This window comes from Variovorax dokdonensis (genome assembly GCF_030316895.1).
Lineage (GTDB): Bacteria > Pseudomonadota > Gammaproteobacteria > Burkholderiales > Burkholderiaceae_C > Variovorax > Variovorax dokdonensis.
This window is the reverse complement of sequence record NZ_JASZYV010000002.1, coordinates 437,121-458,338: the sequence shown is the minus strand read 5'-3', so window position 1 is coordinate 458,338 and position 21,218 is coordinate 437,121. Positions and strand designations below refer to the sequence as shown.

General features: G+C 66.6%; 22 protein-coding genes. 17 read left to right on the top strand and 5 right to left on the bottom strand.

Features of this window, described 5'->3' with window-relative positions; translation table 11 throughout:
- The first annotated feature begins 66 nt into the window (after nucleotides 1–66).
- Entirely contained in the window at nucleotides 67–1,365 is a 1,299-nt protein-coding gene (locus tag QTH91_RS10640; RefSeq protein ID WP_286660052.1) for a DUF3472 domain-containing protein, read from the top strand.
- 15 nt (nucleotides 1,366–1,380) lie between these two features.
- Here the strand turns inward: QTH91_RS10640 and tssK are convergent, their stop codons facing one another.
- The 4 genes from tssK to QTH91_RS10620 form a co-directional block, all read right to left on the bottom strand.
- On the bottom strand, nucleotides 1,381–2,715 hold the full coding sequence (gene tssK / locus QTH91_RS10635; protein WP_286660051.1) for a type VI secretion system baseplate subunit TssK: 1,335 nt from the start codon (nucleotides 2,713–2,715) through the stop codon (nucleotides 1,381–1,383).
- Between the two features lie 138 nt (nucleotides 2,716–2,853).
- A complete protein-coding gene (locus QTH91_RS10630; protein ID WP_286660050.1) occupies nucleotides 2,854–3,792 on the bottom strand; it encodes a lipase secretion chaperone in 939 nt (312 codons plus the stop codon).
- Between the two features lie 21 nt (nucleotides 3,793–3,813).
- Nucleotides 3,814–4,749: an esterase/lipase family protein gene (locus tag QTH91_RS10625; RefSeq protein ID WP_286660049.1), complete on the bottom strand. Its 936-nt coding sequence runs from the start codon at nucleotides 4,747–4,749 to the stop codon at nucleotides 3,814–3,816.
- Between the two features lie 167 nt (nucleotides 4,750–4,916).
- Entirely contained in the window at nucleotides 4,917–5,306 is a 390-nt protein-coding gene (locus QTH91_RS10620; protein ID WP_286660048.1) for a hypothetical protein, read from the bottom strand.
- Between the two features lie 178 nt (nucleotides 5,307–5,484).
- Between QTH91_RS10620 and QTH91_RS10615 the strand changes: the two genes are divergently transcribed.
- The 6 genes from QTH91_RS10615 to QTH91_RS10590 all read left to right on the top strand — a co-directional run bounded on the left by QTH91_RS10615 (nucleotide 5,485) and on the right by QTH91_RS10590 (nucleotide 9,851).
- Nucleotides 5,485–5,781, top strand: a complete 297-nt coding sequence (locus tag QTH91_RS10615) for a YggT family protein (RefSeq protein ID WP_286660047.1) — start codon at nucleotides 5,485–5,487, stop codon at nucleotides 5,779–5,781.
- Nucleotides 5,772–6,338: a tetratricopeptide repeat protein gene (locus QTH91_RS10610; protein ID WP_286660046.1), complete on the top strand. Its 567-nt coding sequence runs from the start codon at nucleotides 5,772–5,774 to the stop codon at nucleotides 6,336–6,338. Before QTH91_RS10615 ends, QTH91_RS10610 begins: the two co-directional genes overlap by 10 nt.
- A 170-nt stretch (nucleotides 6,339–6,508) precedes the next feature.
- Nucleotides 6,509–6,769, top strand: coding sequence for a DUF4212 domain-containing protein (locus QTH91_RS10605; RefSeq protein ID WP_286660045.1), 261 nt, complete (start codon nucleotides 6,509–6,511; stop codon nucleotides 6,767–6,769).
- Between the two features lies 1 nt (nucleotide 6,770).
- Nucleotides 6,771–8,888 (top strand): sodium:solute symporter family protein, encoded by a 2,118-nt coding sequence (locus QTH91_RS10600; RefSeq protein WP_286660044.1) that lies wholly within the window; start codon nucleotides 6,771–6,773, stop codon nucleotides 8,886–8,888.
- Nucleotides 8,889–8,990: 102 nt separating this feature from the next.
- Complete coding sequence (locus tag QTH91_RS10595; protein WP_286660043.1) at nucleotides 8,991–9,395, top strand: cupin domain-containing protein; 405 nt, start codon at nucleotides 8,991–8,993, stop codon at nucleotides 9,393–9,395.
- Between the two features lie 15 nt (nucleotides 9,396–9,410).
- Complete coding sequence (locus QTH91_RS10590) at nucleotides 9,411–9,851, top strand: Sbal_3080 family lipoprotein (protein ID WP_286660042.1); 441 nt, start codon at nucleotides 9,411–9,413, stop codon at nucleotides 9,849–9,851.
- Between the two features lie 11 nt (nucleotides 9,852–9,862).
- Here the strand turns inward: QTH91_RS10590 and QTH91_RS10585 are convergent, their stop codons facing one another.
- Nucleotides 9,863–10,528, bottom strand: a complete 666-nt coding sequence (locus tag QTH91_RS10585; RefSeq protein ID WP_286660041.1) for a helix-turn-helix domain-containing protein — start codon at nucleotides 10,526–10,528, stop codon at nucleotides 9,863–9,865.
- Between the two features lie 228 nt (nucleotides 10,529–10,756).
- On the opposite strand from QTH91_RS10585, the gene QTH91_RS10580 reads away from it, so the two are divergent.
- The 10 genes from QTH91_RS10580 (at nucleotide 10,757) to QTH91_RS10535 (ending at nucleotide 21,216) form a co-directional block, all read left to right on the top strand.
- A complete protein-coding gene (locus QTH91_RS10580) occupies nucleotides 10,757–11,929 on the top strand; it encodes an NAD(P)/FAD-dependent oxidoreductase (protein ID WP_286660040.1) in 1,173 nt (390 codons plus the stop codon).
- A gap of 46 nt (nucleotides 11,930–11,975) precedes the next feature.
- Nucleotides 11,976–13,427 carry a M81 family metallopeptidase gene (locus QTH91_RS10575; protein ID WP_286660636.1) on the top strand — a complete coding sequence of 484 codons (1,452 nt, stop codon included), beginning with the start codon at nucleotides 11,976–11,978 and terminating at the stop codon, nucleotides 13,425–13,427.
- Nucleotides 13,428–13,470: 43 nt separating this feature from the next.
- Nucleotides 13,471–15,048, top strand: a complete 1,578-nt coding sequence (locus QTH91_RS10570) for an ABC transporter substrate-binding protein (RefSeq protein ID WP_286660039.1) — start codon at nucleotides 13,471–13,473, stop codon at nucleotides 15,046–15,048.
- A gap of 34 nt (nucleotides 15,049–15,082) precedes the next feature.
- The gene (locus QTH91_RS10565) at nucleotides 15,083–16,018 is read left to right on the top strand and encodes an ABC transporter permease (protein ID WP_286660038.1); all 936 of its coding nucleotides are present in this window, start codon (nucleotides 15,083–15,085) and stop codon (nucleotides 16,016–16,018) included.
- Between the two features lie 2 nt (nucleotides 16,019–16,020).
- Complete coding sequence (locus QTH91_RS10560; protein ID WP_286660037.1) at nucleotides 16,021–16,914, top strand: ABC transporter permease; 894 nt, start codon at nucleotides 16,021–16,023, stop codon at nucleotides 16,912–16,914.
- 13 nt (nucleotides 16,915–16,927) lie between these two features.
- Entirely contained in the window at nucleotides 16,928–17,968 is a 1,041-nt protein-coding gene (locus tag QTH91_RS10555; RefSeq protein WP_286660036.1) for an ABC transporter ATP-binding protein, read from the top strand.
- Nucleotides 17,965–18,957, top strand: a complete 993-nt coding sequence (locus QTH91_RS10550; protein WP_286660035.1) for an ABC transporter ATP-binding protein — start codon at nucleotides 17,965–17,967, stop codon at nucleotides 18,955–18,957. The genes QTH91_RS10555 and QTH91_RS10550 overlap by 4 nt, the downstream gene beginning before the upstream one ends.
- 19 nt (nucleotides 18,958–18,976) lie before the next feature.
- Entirely contained in the window at nucleotides 18,977–20,434 is a 1,458-nt protein-coding gene (locus tag QTH91_RS10545; protein WP_286660034.1) for an N-acyl-D-amino-acid deacylase family protein, read from the top strand.
- Entirely contained in the window at nucleotides 20,431–20,808 is a 378-nt protein-coding gene (locus QTH91_RS10540; protein ID WP_286660033.1) for a RidA family protein, read from the top strand. The genes QTH91_RS10545 and QTH91_RS10540 overlap by 4 nt, the downstream gene beginning before the upstream one ends.
- Nucleotides 20,809–20,889: 81 nt before the next feature.
- The gene (locus QTH91_RS10535; protein ID WP_286660032.1) at nucleotides 20,890–21,216 is read left to right on the top strand and encodes an ArsR/SmtB family transcription factor; all 327 of its coding nucleotides are present in this window, start codon (nucleotides 20,890–20,892) and stop codon (nucleotides 21,214–21,216) included.
- The last annotated feature ends 2 nt before the right edge of the window (nucleotides 21,217–21,218 follow it).

The window sequence follows — 21,218 nt, the reverse complement described above, 5'->3', positions numbered from 1 at the left end:
GCCGGGTTGTTGTTTTTGTTAGTCTTGAACACGGCCTTTGCGGTCACACCCTCCGGGGGATGGACCTTGGCGGATCCATCGCCTGACGTTCGCGACTTCTTCTTCCGCATCGACGTGGACCCTGGTGAAACGTACCCGCAGTCCAACGGGTCGTCCCCATCGTCGGTCTACTTTGCGCAGTACGTGACATTTCAAGGCGCGTCCGGCGGCTATCTGGGCCTGCAGCGCTCGGGCGGCACCAAGCGGGCGATCGTCAGCCTCTGGCAGGACAACGTGCCGGCCAACGCTCCATATTTCAACGCCGTCAGTGGCGCCATACCTGCCATCAACTGCTACGAGTTCGGCAAGTGCAGCTCCATCCAGGGCACTTACGACTGGAAGGTCGGGCACGAGTACCGCTTCCGCTTCGAGCGCAGCCCGACCAAGCCGACCGGCTGGTGGCAAATCATCCTCACCGACCTGACCACCAGCCGCGCGGACATTCTGGGCGAACTGCAGACGCCGCCGTCGTGGGGTGGACTCACTCAGTCAAACGGCCTGTTCCTCGAATACTTCTGGGGGCCCTATCAGTGCGACACGCTGCGTCATTCGTTGACCACCTACATGCCGCCACAAGGCAACTACGGCAAGACAACGGCGATCAAATCGGCCAGCGGCGAGAGCTACCACAACGACAACCCGATGCCTTGCACGCCCGCTCTGGTCACCTCGAACATGACGCAGGCCGACATCGATTCACGCTCGTACCTCGACGGCAAGAACAACGTGATCGGCGTGGGCAATGGTTACCGGGGTATCCAACCGTGGCCCAACTCGTCGAACAAGACCGTCAAGGGCCTGATGTATGCCGCCAATCCGAAGGGCGACACGCCTGAACTCTATCGGGCACTGAAGACCGGCGCGGCCGGCAGCTTCCCGGCCATTGGGCAGACGAACGCCGACTGGCAGTACATCGGCAGGGGTTACCCGGTCATCAATGACCTCTACCACTCCGGCCGCCGCCTCTATACGTGGGAAGAGCGACATGCAGCCGGCGTGGTGATCGGCGACATCTTCGTCTATGACAACCCGTACAACGGCGACGTCGAGTACTTCCGCAAGGCGTCAAACTCCCCCTGGTACTTCCCCATCGACAAGACCAGCAATGGAGATTGGACGTATCTCGGCCGCCACTCCAAGAAGGACGAACCCCGCAAGAGCGAAAGCCTTCGCGCATGGGGCACCAACAACCGGTTCGGAAAACCTGGCGATCTGTTCAACGCCGGCAACATGGTCTTCCGCCTGAAGACCGCCAACCAGTACTGGTACTTCCCGACCACCCCGGTCGACAACGAGTGGTGGCAGTTCGTGGACTACATGCGCTGAAGCACAGCCGGGCGGTCAGGCCGGCCTGATCGCCCAGAATGCAAGCTCGAGGCCGGGAAAGTCGCCGGCGACATGCATCGCCATGCCGCCAGACTGCTCGAGCTGGCGCCACAGATCGCTGTTTCGGGTTTCGAGTTCGAAATAGCTCGCACCCGCATGGAACGGGATCTGGCGCGGTGCTACCGGCATCGCGGTGAGCGCCACGCCCGGCAACGCCAGCGTCACCAGGTCCCGGATTCGCTCGACTGGCCCGATGGTGACTTGCGTCGGAAACCGCGCCCGCAACGCCTCGCCCGGCATCTGGGCATTGACCGCCAGCACGAAGGTCGCCTTGCGCTGAAGCTCCACATCCTTGACCAGCGCCACATGAACGTTGTTCTTGCGTTCATGCAGTTCGATGCGGATGGCCGCACGCTCGATCACCACCGAGAAGCTGCGCCGCAGATCCTCCATCACCGGCCGAAAGCACATTGCGAGATCGTCATGCACGTAGGGGCCGAAGCGCGTGGTTCGGCGCCCGTCGCGAAAACTGATCAGGTCGCCCGCGAGCGCCACAGCATGCTCGAAGAAACGCTCCGGGTGCAGCAGCCCCGGCTGTGCCAGATGAGCGAACACCGCCTCGTTGCGATTGACGGTCTGCAACATGAGAAAGTCGGCGATCTCCGCCACACCTCCGGTGCCACCCGCTGTCAGCGATGAGGCCAGTTCGTCGCCACGCTGGCGCAAGAGACCCAACAGCTCATCGAGCCATGCCCGGGGCAACGCATGCGCCGCCACATCGAGCACCGGCGGGACAATGCTGCGGTCCAGGCTGACCTGGTTGTCCACGCGCCGCTCCACCACGCGCCCGACGCGCAAGGTGGACCAGGCGTCGGTGGCATCGCCCGCACGCATCAGTCGGGTGTTCAGCGCGCCCAGTTGCAAGGTGGCGCTGCGCTCGCCGGCGGTATTGGCGTCTGGCACGTCGACCTCGGTCACGCGGTGGCGCACCAGGTCTTCGTAGGCTTCGGCATCAGACTCGCGCGCGCCGGCACGTCGCAGGGGCAGCGCCAGGACGATGTCCTCGCTCTTGGCGGTATCGGGAATGTCCAGCGCCTCGGGCAGCGGATCGACCGACGGCATGTCAAAGGGCGTGCCATCGCCGAACACACCCACCGCACGAACCAGCGCGAGCTTGCCCAGCAGCAGTGCGGCGCTGTCGATTTCCAGCTCGGTGAAGCCCCAGCAATGTGGCGTGGTGCTTCTCAGCAGCAGATGACGAGCATGGTCTGCGTGGCGTTCGCTTTGCTGTAGGTGCTGGGGCTGCAGCAGCATGCCCTCGCTCCAAACCACTTTTGTTCGCCAGCTCATCCGCGCTCCGTCCTTCGGCACGTGTGCCGGAAACGTCAAGTTTCCAGTGCCGTGCGCGCCGGGCAAATCCGCCCAACGGAATAGCTGCTCGGGTGAGCCCCTAGATCGAACGCTCTAACTCGGGCGCGACCGACGCCGTCAATCCCGCACCCTGGCCTCTTGCTGCTTGCGGTTGGCGGCGCGCAATTCCAGCGCACCTGTCAGGCGCAGTTGCTCTTCGGGGCTGAAGAGCTGATCGCGCATCCGCGCCTGCTGCTCGGCGCCGGCATGGGCGTATTGGTCGAGGCGCTGCTGCCAACTGGTCTCCTGCTCGTCCAGTTCGGCCAGCCGAAGCGCCGCTTGGGGTCCATGGACCCGGGCACGTTGGGCAAAGCGCTCTTGCGGCGTGGCGCCATGCTCGATCAGGGCCTCGGTCTGGCGGCCCACCTGATCGGCCAGTGTCGCCTCTTGCCGCCATTGACGTTGCTCGGTCGACAGGTGGTGCGTCTGCTCCAACTTGGCGATCGCCTCCTGCTTCTGGGCGGCTTCGAGCCGTTCATCGCGAAGGATGTCCATCTTGTCGAGCGCGAAACGGTCCAGTCTCATGTCGGCGCCGAAGAGGCCTTCCACTTCTTCCGCAGTGAAGTAGCGGCGCCGCAATTCATCGCGAATGTCCATGGCTCTGCGGAGCGCGTCCGGATCGTTGGGGTCCGGACGGGCGATGGACGCCATTGCAGCGCGCATGTCGATGTAGCGGTCCAGCAAGCCCAGGGCGCGCTCGTGCCAGCCGGGCGGCAGGCGTTCAATCAGCTTGCCACGCAGTTCCTTCAGCAGGCTCGCCTTGTCCCTGGACCTTGCCTCGCCCAGCAACTGCTCGAACAGGCGCAGGAGATCGGGCTGAAGCAGCACGTCGGGCAAAGCCGCCTCGGTCGCCGAAGTCGGCGATCGAGGCGCCGGCATCGGTGCAGGCGGGGGCATGGGCGCCGGCGTCGCAGGTTGGTTGGCCGCGAGCAAGGCATTGGCATCATTGCCGCCGTCCCACACGGCCAATGCCACGCTTCCCAGGAGGAGCGCGGCCAGCACGCCCCACAGGGGCATCCTCGATGCACGCCCCATGACTCACAGCCCCAGCGTCTTGAGCCGATTCGCTTGTTCGAGGTAAAGCGTGACGGGACTGACCGAGAACGGATCGCGCATGCCGAAGAACTGGTTGATCTCGTCCAGGTGGTTCTGAGGGTAGTCGCCCAGATGGCGACCCAGGCGCGAACTGCAGACGGTCACCAGCCCGTCGTTTGGTTCTCCATGCACGAGGGAGAGCAGGCCCAGCGGCGCGTCGCTCGGGTCGACGATCGACGTCAACGGCTGCGTGCCGGTCCAGGAAAAGTAGCGCACGCCTTGCACCAGTTCGGGGCCATTTCCGCAATCGCGCGACAGGCCTTGAGGAAAGCGCTCGTTGAAGGCAACGCTGCCCAGCGTGGACAACGCCAGGCCGGATGCGTCGGCCTTCTCGGGCAGTCCGACTTTGCCCGACAGCTTGCCGATGATCTCGGCGACGGCCTGGAATGCGCCCAGGACCACCGACCGCAATGGGCCTTCCGGTGTGGACACGATCAGATCGGCCACTTTCGAAGGCCCGTTGGCGCCGCCCACCGACGTGACGGAGGCGACGAGTTGAGGCGCGACGGCGGCCACGTAGCGGCTGGTGGGCGAGCCGTGCGAATGACCGATCAAGTTGACCTTGGCGGCGCCCGTGGTTGCGAGCACCTGGCGAACTTGCGTGAGCAGTTGCTCGCCGCGCGCCTCGCTGCTGTTCAACGCCGAGACCTGGGCGACGAAGACCTGTGCGCCGCTGGCGCGCAATGCGTCCGGTATGCCGTAGAAGTAGTCATAGCCGCCAATGTCACCCCAGCCCAGCGCGCCATGCACCAGCATGATGGGATAGCGGGTGCGGGCGTAGGCGTCGTCGGCATGAGCCGGAAGGGCAGCAAGTGCCACAGCCAAGCCACAGAAGATGCTGCGGATGGCCACGCGGACCAGCCGTTGAATGACTTTCATGATTTTCCCCCCTGAGTCGCTGACACAAGAACGAGCATGAAGCGCTCGTCCATTTCTTTTAATAGTGAAGTCAGTTTGCGTGCATTTGCACCAACCGCGCGGATTCTATGGGGACCGCGACGGCGCGCAAGCCGGCACGCCAGGAAACTCGTATCCGCAGGTCAGCGCTAGAGCGCGATGTCCCAGACGTTGGCGCATCCCCGGCAACGCACACGCATCCGCGGCGCCTCGTCGGCCGCGGGCACGCTCTCGCGCTCCACGTCCCAGCGTGCCCATGCCTGGCAGGCCGTGCACACCGCCTGCGCGGCCACCTGCTGCGCATGCGCCAGCCGCCAAAGGTAGCGGCGCAGCGCCCACAGCCCCACGGCGCCGCTCGCCAGCGCGCAGACCAGCGGCGTCAAACGCGCCATGCCGTGACGGTCGCCCGCCAGTTCCAGCGCACCGAGCAGGCCGACCAGCGAAAGCACCAGCAGCACCAGTTGCACATGGCTGAACAGCAGTTCGCGCTCGTACCACTTGCGAAAGCCAAGGCGCGCGATAACGGTCTGCTCGTCCATGCGGGACTCCTGCATGCGGCGCACGACAACTCTGCAGGAAGCACCGCGCCGCAGGTGCATCGCGCCCGGGATGAGGGAAAGCCCCGAGCGTGATAGCCCGCATGACGCCCCACTACGTAAGAAAGCAGTAAGGCAAAGCGTAACAATCGCGCCACAAAGATCCAAGCCCGGAGATATCGTGCTGCTGCTCGCGTCGTCCGTCAAATTGATCGCCGAGATTGCCCTGTTGGCCCTGATCGGCCAATGGCTTCTGGGCCTTCTGGCCGGGCGCAAGCGCGAAGAGAACTTCTTCTATCGCCTGCTGCAGGTGCTCACGCAGCCCTTCACGCGGGTGGTGCGCGCCATCACGCCCCGCATCGTTCTCGACCGGCACGTTCCGCTGGCCACGCTGCTGCTGCTGGCCGTGGTCTGGCTCGTGGCCACGCTGGCCAAGGTAAACATCTGCATGCAGATCGGAGTGCAGGCATGCCGCTGAACCACTGGCGCCTTCGCCTGCAGGCCATGGCCTGGCTGTTGGCCGGCCGCCGCGAAAAAGCCGAAGCGGTCTTCGGCCGCATGCTCGAAATCTGGCCCACCGATGCCTATGCCCTGTCGAGCCGCAGCTTCCTGCGGGCCCAATCGGGCCGCGGCGATGCCGCCATCGAAGACGCTCAGCGGCTGGTGGCTGCGCATCCTGCGCGGGGCGCGGGCGACTGGTTCAACCTCGGCTTCCTGCTCGACGCCGCGCGGCGCGATGCGGAAGCGGTGGCCGCATTCGAGCGGGCGCTGGCGCTCGATCCCAAATTCGATCGCGCCTGGTACGGCATGGGCCTGGCCCTGCAGCGCCAAGGCCGCCAGGAAGAGGCGCTGGCCGCGCTCAAGCGCAACACCGAACTGCAACCGATGAGCCCCTACGGCTGGTATCACCTGGCGCGCGTGCACGCCGACTGCCAGCACCCGGACGAGGCTCGCCGGATCATCCGACACCTGCGCGGCTTCGAGCCCCGCATTGCCGAACAACTGGAACGCGAGACCGGGCTGCTCGCTTCCTGAACCGAACGGAATCGGATGCCGAGGAGGCACCGAGTTCCTTCCCGCCACACAACTCCAAGAAGCGGGCCGAAAGCGTACGCATCCGACCAGCCAGACCGGCGGGGCGGCGGCGTGCATGTGCAAGTCGGCAAGAACGCTCGCATCGCGCCGCGATGCAGGAGACACAGCAAATGGATGACTTGACGGAAACGCAGCGCGACTACTGGCGCAAGAACCTGCGGATGACCGGGATCCTCCTGGCGATCTGGTTCTTCGTGACCTTCGTGATCGGCTATTTCGCCCGCGACCTGAGCTTCAATTTCTTCGGCTGGCCGTTCAGCTTCTGGGTGGCTGCGCAAGGGGCACTGGTCGTGTATGTGGTGATCATCTGGTTCTACGCGCGCTACATGGCGCGCCTGGACATCGAACACGGCGTTGCCGAGGAGGGCTGAAATGGCTGGAACATTCGGATCAAGCGCCAGCGCCTCGAGCGCCAGCGACCGGCGCGCCTTCAAGCAGCAGCTCAACAAGGTGTATGGCTGGTACACCGGCGGCTTCATCGCCTTCATCATCGTCCTGGCGGTGCTGGAGCAGATGGGCCTGCCGCGCAACTGGATCGGCTTCATCTTCCTGCTGGCCACCGTGCTGCTCTATGCGGGCATCGGGATCATGAGCCGCACCACGGACGCGGCCGAGTACTACGTGGCGGGGCGTCGCGTGCCGGCCATCTACAACGGCATGGCCACGGGCGCCGACTGGATGAGCGCGGCCTCGTTCATCGGCATGGCGGGAACGCTGTACCTGACGGGCTACGGCGGCCTGGCCTTCATCCTGGGCTGGACGGGCGGCTACTGCCTCGTCGCACTGCTGCTGGCGCCCTACCTGCGCAAGTTCGGGCAGTTCACCATCCCGGACTTCCTGGGCGCGCGCTACGAAGGCAACCTGCCTCGCCTGATCGGCATCGGGGCGGCGATCCTGTGCTCCTTCACGTATGTGGTGGCGCAGATCTACGGCGTGGGCCTGATTACCGCGCGGCTGTCGGGACTGGCCTTCGAGGTCGGGATCTTCGTGGGCCTGGCCGGCATCCTGGTGTGCTCGTTCCTCGGCGGCATGCGCGCCGTCACGTGGACGCAGGTGGCGCAATACATCATCCTGATCATTGCCTACATGATCCCGGTGGTGTGGCTGTCGGTGAAGCAGACCGGCGTGCCGGTGCCGCAGGCCATCTATGGCTATCAGCTCGAGAAGGTGTCGAAGCGCGGCGACGAACTGCGCACCGACCCGAAGGAGCTGGAGGTGGTCAACATCTTCAAGGCCCGCGCCGCGGAGTTCGACGCCAAGATCAAGGGCCTGCCCGAATCGCTCAACGCGGAGCGTGCGGCGGCGCAGCGCAAGGTCACCGAGTTGCAGGCATCCGGCGGCACGGCCGAGCAGATCGATGCCGCACGCCAGGCGCTGGCTGCCGTGCCTGCCGACGAAGCGGCCGCACGCAAGGCCTGGACAGCGGCACGCGCTGCCAACACGGCCCAGGCCAGGCCGCTGGGCGGCATGCCCAACCATGCGCAGATCTATGCGGGCGACCCCAACGGCGATGCAGCGGCTCAAAAGGCGTTCGACACCTCCAGGCGCAACTTCCTGGCGCTGGTGTTCTGCCTGATGGTCGGCACGGCCGCGCTGCCGCACATCCTGATGCGCTACTACACGACGCCTTCGGTCAGGGAGGCGCGCGAGTCGGTGTCGTGGTCGCTGTTCTTCATCTTCCTGCTCTACTTCACGGCACCTGCCCTGGCGGTGCTGGTGAAGTTCGAGGTCTTCAACGTGCTGGTGGGAACGCCATTCGACAAGTTACCGGCATGGATCGCGAACTGGTCCGCGGTCGATCCATCGCTGCTGTCGGTCACGGACGTGAACAAGGACGGCATCTTCCAGCTGTCGGAGATGAAGATCGGCGGCGACATCATCGTGCTGGCCACGCCTGAGATCGGAGGGTTGCCCTACGTGATCTCCGGCATGGTGGCCGCAGGCGGCCTCGCGGCGGCGCTGTCGACCGCCGACGGCCTGCTGCTGACGATCGCCAACGCGCTCAGCCATGACCTCTACTACAAGATGATCGACCCGAACGCTCCGGCCTCGCGCCGCGTGGCGGTGTCGAAGGCGCTGCTGCTCGTGGTGGCGTTGTGCGCGGCGGCGGTAGCGGTGCAGAAACCGGCGGACATCCTGTTCCTGGTATCGGCCGCCTTCTCGTTCGCCGCGGCGTCCTTCTTCCCGGCACTCGTGCTGGGCATCTTCTGGAAACGGGCCAACAAATGGGGCGCCTCGCTCGGCATGCTGTGCGGGCTGGGCGTCACCTTCTACTACATGGCCACCACGCAGCCGTGGATGCGCTCCATCTTCGGCGTGACCAGCCCGGTGCAGTTGTGGTGGGACATCCAGCCCATCTCGGCCGGTCTGTTCGGCGTGCCGGTCGGCTTCGCGGTCATCATCATCGTGAGCCTGCTGACCGGAGCACCCAAGCGCGAGACGCAGGAACTGGTGACGCACGTGCGCTATCCGGACCTCAAGCGCGCCTGACGCCTGACAGCAAACACGACGCGGGCGCGCCAATGCGCCCACAATGAAAGGCCCGGCCCGCGCCGGGCCTTTTCCATTTCACGCGGCCAACGGAGACACACCATGCAACCCATGCCCGACGACGGCAAGGCACAACACTTCGCCATCAGCCATCACGACGAAGCTGCGTTCAAGCGCGACGGCCTGCGCGACTATTCGTCGTACCGCGACCTGGGCGTCGCGGCGGCCACGGGCGGCCTGGCGCAGGCGCAGGTGATCCGCATGACGGCGCCCTTCCATCCGAGCCTGAGCCGCAAGCACCACCACAACGTGCAGTTCCAGATGGTGTATTGCCTCAAGGGTTGGTTCGAGACCGACTTCGAAGGGATCGGCCGCCAGCGCCTGGTGGCCGGCTCGTCGTGGGTTCAGCCGCCCGGCATCCGCCACACGGTGGTAGGCTGGTCCGACGATTGCGAACTGCTCGAAGTCCTGGTGCCGGCGGAGCCGGAGACGGTGAACGACGAGTGATACGGAGGGCATTGCATGTATTCCCGCTTCATCGTCCTTGCGGCAGTTGTCTTGACCGCTTCGGGCTGCTCGATCACGCAACAGGTGTCGCCCTACACGTTGGGGCAAGCCTCGCAAGATCTCTGTGTCGTCCGGAACAGCGAAGTGGTTCAGGACGGTTTTCACGATGTCTACGTAGGCGTGCTCGAGCGCAAGGGCTTCCTAGTCCGCAGCCTTCCTGACAAGGCCCCGGTGGATTCGTGCCCACTGCTCAGTACCTACGAGGCCATCTACCGTTGGGACCTTGCCATCTATCTGGCCCGCGCTGACCTGCGCGTATACGCGGAGGGAAAGGAAGCCGGTCGAGCCATCTACGACTCGCTATCGGGCGGCGCGAACTTGAACAAGTTCGTGCGCACCGAACCCAAGCTCACCGAACTGGTCGACCAGCTGTTTGCCAAGCCGGCGGCCCGGTAACTTTCACCGCCTCAACGCATGTCAGCCAGCCAGCCGCTGCCATGCCCCGCCTGCGTGGGCGTGCCCGGCTCGCTGATGACGCCGATCACCCGAGCGAGTTCGCGGCTCACGCTCATGTAGGCATGGCCGATGCGGCTGTCGAAGTAGAGCGAATCGCCGCGCGACAGTTTGACCACCTCGCCCGTGTCGAAATGCACCTCGATCGCGCCTGACAGCACCAGCGCGAACTCCTCGCCCGGATGGCGCACGAAGTCTTCCGGACCGACCGAGCGCGCATGCACCTTGACCAGCGCCGGCGTCATGCGCTTGCCGACCGATTCGGTGCCCAGGAACTCGTACGTCATCGACGCGCCGCGATACACCACGCCTTCGCCGCTGCGCGTGACCACCGGCCCCGCAAAGGGCTTGTTCTTGCGGCCTGCTTCGGCGAACAGCGCCCCCATGTCCATCTGCAGCGCCTGGCCGAGCGCGGCGAAGTTCTCGTAGCCCAGCGCCAACTGGCCGCGCTCGGCGCGCGAGATGGTGGTGATCGACACCCCCGATCGCTCCGAAAGCTGCATCAGCGTCCACCCGAAGTGCTTGCGCGCGGCGCGCAGCCGCTTGCCGAAGGTCTCGCGATCGAGCGTGTGCGCTTCGGCGTTCGGCTTGGCGGCGGGTGCAGGTGAAGGGTTCTTCACGGATGTGTTCCTGTTCTTACCGTGCTGGATTCTGCCAGCAGCGCTCGGATGGCATGCGAGCTCGCCATTTCGGACCTGGCTCGCATTTTGCGTGAATGCAAATTGCTTGAACGCAAATTGCACCATGAAGATGCACCCGTGTTTACCCGGAAAGCCCTGCCATTGATTTGCTTATGCGCAAATTTGTCAATAGACTTGCCGCCGCGATATAGAACGATCCCCTGACCGATGAGCCCACAGACAGCCCCCGCCGCACGCACTGCCGACTACCTGGTCGTGGGAGGCGGCATTGCCGGCGCATCGGTGGCGCACAGCCTGGCCGCGCATGGCCGCGTCATCCTGCTCGAACGCGAGAGCCAGCCGGGCTATCACTCCACGGGCCGCTCCGCCGCCGTCTTCATGGAAAGCTATGGCACGCCCCAGGTGCGCGCGCTCACCATGGCAAGCCGGGCCTTTTTCACCAGCCCGCCGGCTCACTTCGGCGACGATCCGTTGCTCACGCCGCGCGGCGCGGTGTTCGTCGCCAACTTCGAGCAGGCGGCGCAGCTCGACGCGCATTGGCAGGTGCTGCAGTCCGTCGCGCCGCAAGCCCGTCGCCTCAGCGCCGCCGAAGCGCAGGCCATGGTGCCGGTCCTGCGACCGGAACGCGTGCTCGGCGCCGTGTTCGAGCCCGACGCGTCCGACATGGACGTCCACGCCATCCACCAGGGCTTCCTGCGCGGCATGCGCCGCCAGGGCGGTGAACTGGTGTGCGACGCCGAAGTCACCGCCATGCACCGCGAGGGCGACCAATGGCAGGTGCATGCCGGCGGCGCCGTCTACCAGGCACCGGTGGTCGTCAACGCCGCCGGCGCGTGGGCCGATGCACTCGCGGCGCTGGCGGGCGCTCAGCCGATAGGCCTGGAGCCGCGCCGCCGCTCCGCCTTCATCTTCGCGCCGCCGGAAGGCGTCGATGCCAGCGGATGGCCGATGGTCATCGGCGCCGACGAAGACTGGTACATGAAGCCCGACGCCGGCATGTTGCTGGGCTCGCCCGCCAATGCCGACCCGGTCGATCCGCAGGACGTGCAGCCCGAAGAGATGGACATCGCCATCGCCATCCATCGGCTGGAAGAGGCGTGCGACCTGAGCATCCGCCGGCCCACGCGCACCTGGGCCGGGCTGCGCTCGTTCGTGGCCGATGGCGATCTGGTCGGCGGCTATGACGACGCAGTGCCCGGGTTCTTCTGGGTGGCCGCCCAGGGCGGCTATGGCATCCAGACCTCGCCCGCGATGGGCGAGACCTGCGCGGCGCTGGTGCGCGGCCTGCCGGTGCCGGCGCATGTGGCGAGCTTCGGACTCACGGCCGAGATGCTTTCGCCGGCGCGCCTGCGCGCACGAACCGCCAGCCTGGCGGCCTGATCGCACAGCAACCCCATTGACCTTCAATCTCCAGGAGCGACCCACGATGCGCGTGTTCAGCGGCTCACTCGCCACCGAAACCAACACCTTCGGCCCCATGCCCACCGGCCTGGCATCGTTTCGCGACCGCGGCTACTTTCCGGCCGGCCAGCATCCGGACGCGATGACCTTCTTCTCGGGCCCGCTGTGGGCCGCCCGCCTGCGCGGCAAGGACCAGGGCTGGGACCTGGTCGAAGGCATGGTGGCCGGCGCGCAGCCCAGCGGCACGACCACGCGCCACGCCTACGAGACGCTGCGCGAGGAACTGCTGGCCGACCTGCGCAAGGCGCTGCCGGTCGACATGGTGGTGCTCGGCCTGCACGGTGCGATGGTGGCCGACGGCTACGACGACTGCGAGGGCGACCTGCTCGCGCGGGTTCGCGACATCGTCGGGCCCGACGTGGTGGTGGGTGCCGAGCTCGATCCGCACAGCCACCTCACGCCGCTGATGGTCGAGAAGTCCGACCTGCTGATCGCATTCAAGGAATACCCGCACACCGACGTGCTCGAACGCGGACTCGAACTGGTCGACCTGTGCGCCGCCATGGTGCAGAAGAAGATCAAGCCGGTGGCGGCGATGGTCGACTGCGACATGATCGTGACCATGCACACCTCGCGCGAACCAGCGCGTGGCTTCGTCGACCGCATCCAGGCCATGGAGGGCAAGAACGGGGTGCTGTCGATCTCGGTGGCTCACGGCTTCTCGTGGGGCGACGTGCCGGAGATGGGCACCAAGCTGCTGGTCTACACGGATGGCGATGCCTCCCAGGCCAACACGCTGGCGCGACGCCTGGCGGACGAGCTGATCGGCATGCGCGACGCATTGACGGTGCGCTACCCCGGCATCGACGAATCGCTCGACCAGGCGCTTGCCTTCGACGGCGGGCCGGTCGTGCTGGCCGACGGCGCCGACAACCCAGGCGGTGGCGCCGCCAGCGACAGCACCTTCATCCTGCGCCGCATGGTGGAGCGCGGTATCCGCAACGCGGCGCTCGGCCCGCTGTGGGACCCGATCGCCGTGCGCATTGCCTTCGAGGCCGGCGAGGGCGCACGCCTGGCGATGCGCGTGGGCGGCAAGATCAGCCCCCTGTCGGGCCAGCCGATGGACCTCATGTGCACCGTCAAGGCGCTGCATCCGGACATGGTGATGACCGGCCTGGCCAACACGCCGGTGCCGCTGGGCGACTGCGCGTTGCTCGATGCCGACGGCATCGAGATCGTGCTCATCACCCTGCGCAACCAGGCCATGGGCACCGACCTGTTCACGCAGCTGGGCTGCGATCTGGCGGCCAAGAAGATCATCGTGGTCAAGTCGTCGCAGCACTTCTACGCGTCCTTCTCGAAAGTGGCCGCGCATGTCATCTACGCCGGTGCGCCCGGTGCCGTCACGCTCGACCTGAACACCCTGCCCTATCGCAAGGCGCGCCTGCCCAAGTGGCCCATCGGCGCTGCCACCTGATTCCGACCTTCTTCGTTTTCGACCACCCAGAGGAGAACTCCAGATGAACCGACGCAAACTCGCCGCCCTTGCCCTGGGCGTCATTGGCCTGGCGGGGATCAGCCTCCCCGTGCTGGCCCAGACCAAGACGCTCAAGGTCGTGGCCCATGCGGATCTGAAGATCCTCGACCCGACGTTCACCACCGCCTACATCTCGCGCAACTTCGGCTACATGGTCTACGACACGCTGTTCGCGCAAGACGCCAACAGCAAGCCGCAGCCGCAGATGGTCGAGAAGTACACGACCTCGAAGGACGGCAAGGAGTGGAGCTTCACGCTGCGCCCCGGGCTCAAGTTCTCCGACGGCACGCCGGTCACCTCGGCCGATGCCGTCGCCTCGCTGCAGCGCTGGGGTGCCAAGGACAGCCTTGGCCGCGCCATGGGCGCTGCCGGCGCGCAATGGAAGGCGGTGGACGAACGCAACTTCACGCTCACGCTCAACGAGCCCTTCGGCATGGTGCTCGACGCACTGGCCAAGCCCTCGGGCTTTCCGCCGGTGATCCTGCCCGAGCGCCTGGCCAAGCTGCCGACCACTTCGCCGATGACCGAAGTGCTGGGCTCCGGCCCCTACATCTTCAAGCGCGACGAATGGGTGCCCGGAAACAAGGTGGTGTTCGTTCGCAACCCGAACTACGTGCCGCGCAGCGAAGCGCCGAGCGGCCTTTCGGGAAGCAAGAAGAGCCACGTCGATCGCGTCGAATGGCTCTACATTCCCGACGCCAACAGCGCGGTGGCCGCCCTCAAGCGCGGCGAAGTCGATTTCGTCGAACAACTGCCGGCCGACTACATCGCGCCGCTGCGCACCGACACCAGCGTGAAGATCGGCTCGGGTGGTGCCTACCAGGGCTTCCTGGTCTTCAATCACATGTTCCCGCCCTTCAACAACGCCAAGGCGCGGCAGGCGGTGGCGATGGCGACCAACCAGGAGAAGTTCACGGCCGCCATGGGCTATCCGCTCGACATGCGCGTGACCTACTGCGCCACGTTCTTCATCTGCGGTGGCCCCAACGAGACGGCCGCCGGCGCGGAGCCATTCCGCAAGCCCGACATCGCCAAGGCCAAGGCGCTGCTGGCGGAATCGGGCTACAAGGGCGAGAAGGTGGTGCTGCTGGTGCCGACCGACATCACCTACCTCAACGCCGAGGCGCTAATGGCGGCGCAGACCATGCGCAGCATCGGCATCAACGTCGACATGCAGAACTCCGACTGGGCCTCCATCGGCGCACGCCGCGCCAAGAAGGATGCGCCCGAATCCGGCGGCTGGAACATGTACGTCACGGTGGCTGGCGAGTTCGACGCCAACTCGCCCATCGCCAATGCCTACCTCGGCGCGGCCTGCGGCACCAGCCTGCCGGGCTGGCCCTGCGACAAGCCACTGGACGAACTGCGCACCGCCTGGATCAAGGAGACGAACCCTGCCAAACGCAAGGAGCTGCTCGACGCCTTCCAGAAGCGCGCCTACGAAGCCATGCCCTACGTGAACGCCGGTCAGTACTCGGCAGCCTATGCCGCCAGCGCCAACCTGAAGGGCCTGGACAAGCTGTGGTCGGGCATGCCCGTCTTCTGGGCGCTCGACAAGTAAGCGGGCCAAGGCGAACTACCACGAGACGACGACCATGGGCTACGTATTGAGACGACTGGCGGCAACGCTTCCGGTGATGGCCGTGGTCGCCGTCGTGGTGTTCCTGCTGATCCACCTGTCGCCCGGCGACCCGGCCGCCCTGATCGCCGGCGACCTGGCGACCGGCGAAGACATCGCCAAGCTGCATGCCGCGCTGGGCCTGGACAAGCCGCTGTGGCAGCAGTTCATGCTCTGGCTCGCCAGGCTGGCGAGCGGCGATCTGGGCACCTCGATCTTCACGCAGGTCCCCGTTTCGCAACTGCTCGCGCAGCGGCTGGAGCCCACGCTGTCCATCGCCGCGCTGACCATGGTGCTGACGATGCTGGTCGCGGTGCCGCTGGGCACGCTGGCCGCCTACCGGGCCGGCACCTGGATCGACCGCCTGGTGATGATCTTCGCGGTGCTCGCCTTCTCGCTGCCGGTGTTCCTCGTGGGCTACCTGCTGGTCTACGTGTTCGCGGTCCAGCTGCCCTGGTTCCCGGTGCAGGGCTACTCGCGCTTCGCCGACGGGGCGGGCGCATGGCTGCGCGGCCTGGTGCTGCCTTGCGTGAACCTGGCGCTGGTCTACATCGCGCTCGTCACCCGGATGACGCGCGCCACCGTGCTCGAAGTGCTCCACGAAGACTACATCCGCACCGCGCGCGCCAAGGGACTGGGTGTGCTGCCGGTGCTGGGGCATGCGCTTCGCAACGCGGCCATCCCCATCGCCACCACCATCGGCGTGGGCATCGCGCTGCTGATCGGCGGCGTGGTGGTCACCGAAACCGTGTTCGCCATTCCCGGCGTCGGCCGCCTGGTCATCGACTCGGTGCAACGGCACGACTATCCGGTGATCCAGAGCGTGCTGCTCATCTCCGCCGGCGTGTACGTGCTGATCAATCTGCTGATCGACCTGAGCTACAAGCTGTTCGACCCGCGCATCCAATACTGACGATGGCCGCCCTGCCCACAACCTCCGAAGCTGCGCCGGCCACCGCGGACGAAGCCCCTTTCGTGCTGCCCCGCTTTCGCTGGGCGCGCAAGCACCCGACGCTGATCATCGGCGGCGTGTTGCTGGTCGCCATGGCGGCGCTGGCGATCTTCGCGCCATGGATCGCGACCCACGACCCGCAGGACATGGATGTCCTGTCGCGCATGCAGACCGCATCGGCCGACCACTGGTTCGGCACCGATGCGCTGGGGCGCGACGTGTTCAGCCGCGCGGTGTGGGGCGGTCGCGTGTCGATGATCGTCGGCCTGTCCGTCGGCGTGCTCGCCACCGTCCTGGGGCTGCTGCTGGGCCTGATGGCCGGCTTCGTGCGCTGGGCAGATTCTTTCATCATGCGCGTGATGGACGGGCTGATGGCCATTCCCGGCATCCTGCTGGCCATCGCGTTGATGGCCGTGACGCGGGCCAGCCTGACGACGGTCATCATCGCCATCACCATTCCCGAGATTCCCCGCGTCGTGCGGCTGGTGCGCTCGCTGGCGCTGACGCTGCGCGAGCAGCTTTTCGTGGAGGCGGCGCATGCGGTGGGCACGCGGCTGCCGGTGATCCTGTTGCGGCATGTGGTGCCCAACATGATCGCCCCGCTGATCGTGCAGGCCACCTTCGTCGCCGCCGCCGCGGTGCTGACCGAGGCGGCGCTTTCGTTCCTGGGCGTGGGCGTGCCGCCGCAGACGCCGAGCTGGGGGAACATGATGGCCGAGGGCCGCAACTTCGTGGCCGTGGCCTTCCACATCATCCTGTACCCCGGCATCCTGCTGGCCGCGACCGTGCTGGCCATCAACATGCTCGGCGACGGCCTGCGCGATGCGCTCGATCCGCGCCTGGCACGACAACTCTGAGCGGCGGCGCCCCATGACGAACCCCCTGGCATCCCAAGCCCCCGCCACTGGCGAGCCGCTGCTCGAAGTGGACGACCTGCGCACCCATTTCGACACGCTCTCCGGCCCCGCCCGTTCGGTCGACGGCGTGAGCTACACCGTGCGCGCCGGCCAGACGCTCGGCGTGGTCGGCGAATCGGGCTGCGGCAAGAGCGTGACGGCGCTGTCCATCCTGCGTCTGCTGCCGACGCCGCCCGCGCGCATCAGCGGCGCGGTGCGGCTGCGCGGCACCGACCTGCTGCGACTGAGCGAACGCGAGATGCGCCACATCCGCGGCAATCGCATCTCGATGATCTTCCAGGAGCCGATGACCTCGCTCAACCCGGTGCTCACCGTCGGCCGACAGATCGCCGAGACGGTGCAGCTGCACCAGAAGCTCGGACGTGCCGAGGCGCTTCAGCGGGCCACCGACATGCTGCGCGTGGTGCAGATCCCCGAGCCGGAGCGGCGCGTCAACGAATACCCGCACCAGCTCTCCGGCGGCATGCGCCAGCGCGTGATGATCGCGCTGGCCCTGGCGTGCAACCCCGAAGTGCTGATCGCCGACGAGCCGACCACCGCGCTGGACGTGACCATCCAGGCGCAGATCCTCGAGCTGATCCGCCGGTTGCAGAAGGAGCGCGGCATGGGCGTGGTGATGATCACGCACGACCTGGGCGTGGTGGCAGAAACCTGCGACCGCGTGGTGGTGATGTATGCCGGCCGCAAGGTCGAGGAGGCCAGCGTGCTCGACCTGTTCGATCGGCCGCTACATCCCTACACCCGCGCGCTGATGGCATCGATGCCCTCGATGAACACCCGCAGCGCCCGCCTCACCGAGATCCCCGGACTGGTGCCGTCGCCCCAGGAGCCGCGGCGCGGCTGCGCCTTTGCGGCGCGCTGCAGCCATGCCGAGGCACGCTGCCGCGGCGAGGTGCCGCAGCTCACGGCGCAGGGCCAGGACCATGTGGTCGCCTGCTTCGCGGTCGAGGAAGGCCGCATCGAGTCCGCGCCGGAAGGAGCGGCCGCAGCATGAACGCCACCGATACCGCGCCCGCCCTGCTGCAGGTGCGCGACCTCAAGAAGCATTACCACTCGCCCCGGCGCTGGCTGGCGCCCGCCCGGCCCGCCGTGCAGGCCGTCGACGGCGTGTCGTTCGACGTCGCGCGCGGCGAGACGCTGTCGCTGGTAGGCGAGTCGGGCTGCGGCAAGACGACCACGGCCAAGTCGGTGATGCGGCTCATCGAGCCGACCTCCGGCTCGGTCAAGCTCGACGGCGAGGAACTGCTCTCGCTGCCCCCCGAACAGATGCGCCTGCGTCGGCGCGACGTGCAGATCATCTTCCAGGACCCGTACGCCTCGCTCAGCCCGCGCCAGCTGGCCGGCGAGATCGTGGCCGAGCCGCTGCGCAACTTCGGCATGAATTCGGCCGCCGAGCGCCGCGAGCGCGTGCGCTGGCTGTTCGAGAAGGTGGGGCTGCGCCCCGAGGCGGTCGACAAGTACCCGCACGAGTTCTCCGGCGGCCAGCGCCAGCGCCTGGGCATCGCGCGCGCACTGGCGCTCAACCCGAAGCTCATCGTGTGCGACGAGCCGGTCTCGGCCCTCGACGTGTCGGTGCAGGCCCAGGTCGTCAACCTGCTGATGGACCTGCAGGCGGAGTTCGGCATCGCCTACCTTTTCGTGGCTCACGACCTGGCGGTGGTTCGGCACATCAGCCACCGGGTCGCGGTGATGTACCTCGGGCACATCGTCGAGATCGCGGATCGCGACACGCTGTTCGCGTCGCCGCGCCATCCGTACACCGAGATCCTGCTGTCGGCCGCGCCGGTGCCCAACCCGCGCACGCCGGCCAAGCGCATGCTGCTGCAAGGCGATCCACCCAGCCCGGCGAATCCGCCGTCAGGTTGCCGGTTCCATACCCGCTGCCCGCTGGCCCAGGACATCTGCAAGACGCAGGCACCCGCCTTGAGCGCCCGGCCCGGCAACACGGCCGTCGAACACCAGGTGGCCTGCCACTTCCGTTGAAACGAGGACCCTTCCAGACATGACCATCCACTACGACCTGCTGATCCGTGGCGGCACCGTGATCGACGGCAGCAAGGCGCCGCGCTTCGACGCGGATGTCGGCGTGACGGCCGGACGCATCGTCGCCATTGGCGACCTGGCCAGCCACACGGCGACACGGACCATCGATGCGAAAGGCCGCACCGTCGCACCCGGCTTCATCGACTCGCACACGCACGACGACCAGGCGGTGCTGTCGCAGGCGACGGTGCCCTTCAAAGTCTCGCAGGGTGTGACCACGGTGGTGACCGGCAACTGCGGCATCAGCGCCGCGCCGCTGCGCGACGACATGGAACTGCCCATGCCGCTCAGCCTGCTCGATTCGCCACACGAAGGCCGCTACACCACCTTCCGCGCCTACCTCGACGCGCTGCGCGCCGCGCCAGCTTCCGTGAACGTCGCGGCGATGGTCGGCCACTCGACCCTGCGCGCAGTGACCATGGACTCGCTCGACCGGGTGGCCGACGAACGCGAGATCGCCGCCATGCAGGCCCTGGTCGAGGAGGCCATGCAAGCCGGCGCCATCGGACTTTCGACCGGCACCTTCTATCCGCCGGCCGTCAAGGCCAGCACCGAGGAGATCATCGAAGTCAGCCGTCCGCTGAGCGCGCGCAAGGCCATCTACGCCACCCACATGCGCGACGAGAGCGACGCAGTCATGCAGGCGCTGGAAGAGACCTTCCACATCGGCCGCGAACTCGACGTGCCCGTGGTGGTGTCGCATCACAAGGTGCAGAACACGCAGAACTTCGGCAAGACGCGCGTCACGCTGCCCTTCATCAAGAACGCGATGCAGCACCAGTGCGTCTCGCTCGACTGCTATCCGTACACGGCCGGCTCGACCATGATCCGCACCGACCGCGGCCTGCTCGACGGTCGCGTGCTCATCGCCAGCAGCGAGCCGCATCCGGAATGCGCCGGCCGCGACCTGGCCGACATCGCGAAGGAATGGGGCGTGCCCAACGAGGAGGCCGCGCGGCGGCTCCAGCCCGGCAGCGCCATCTATTTCATGATGGACGAGGACGACGTGCAGCGTGTGCTGGCGTTCGAGGAAACCATGGTCGGTTCGGACGGCATCCCCCTGGGCGACAAGCCGCATCCTCGGCTTTGGGGCACCTTCCCGCGCGTGCTCGGCCACTACAGCCGCGACGTCGGCCTGTTCCCGCTGGAAACGGCCGTCTGGAAGATGACCGGCCTGACGGCGCGCAACTTCGGCCTGCACGAACGCGGCCTGATCAAGGTCGGCCACCATGCCGACATCGTGATTTTCGACGCGGCCACCGTGCGCGACGCCGCGAACTACGAAGCCCCGACCCGCCCCGCCGAAGGCATCGATACCGTCATCGTCAACGGCGCCATCACCTGGAACCTGGGCGCGCACACCGGTGCGCGCAGTGGGCAAGTCATCACCCGAAAAGACATCGAGGAACACGCATGAGCAACGCCGACATCGAACGCATTCCCAGCCCGCTGCCCGTTCCGTTCTCGAAGGCGGTGCGCGCCGGTGGCTTCGTCTTTCTTTCCGGCGTCCTGGCCATGGACGCGCAGGCCAACATCATCGAAGGTGGCATCCAGGCGCAGACCAAGGCCGTGCTCGAACGCATCGCGCTGACCCTGTCCGAATGCGGCCTGGGCATGAGCGATGTGGTGCGCGCCACCATCTGGCTGGCCGACCTGAACGAGTTCGGCGCCTTCAACGAGGAATACAGCAAGCACTTCGCCGGCGCCCTGCCGGCGCGCTCGACCGTCGAGGCCAAGCTCTACAAGGGCGCGCGCGTGGAGATCGAAGTGCAGGCGCTGGATCGTCGCTGAGCGACTGGGGCTCGCCCATCGGAGCGAGCCAAGAGCAATGCGGTGTTGACCGCGATTCCATATTTCGATTATGCTCGAATTATGGAATCCAAAGACGTTGTCCAATGCCTGGCCGCGCTGGCCCATCCCGTGCGCCTGGAGGTTTTCAGGGCGCTGGTGGTTTCAGGGCAGGACGGCCTCACGCCTGGCGTGATGCAGGAGGCCTTGGGCATCCCGCCGGCCACGCTGTCGTTTCATCTCAAGGAGCTGGTGAGCTCCGGCCTCGTTACCCAGGAAAGGGCGAGCCGCTACCTCATCTACCGCGCCGCCTACGAGAACATGAACGCGCTGCTCGGCTATCTCACCGACAACTGCTGCCAGGGCGCCGGCTGCGCGGTCGAGCCCACTGCCAAGGCCTGTCCCTGCTGATC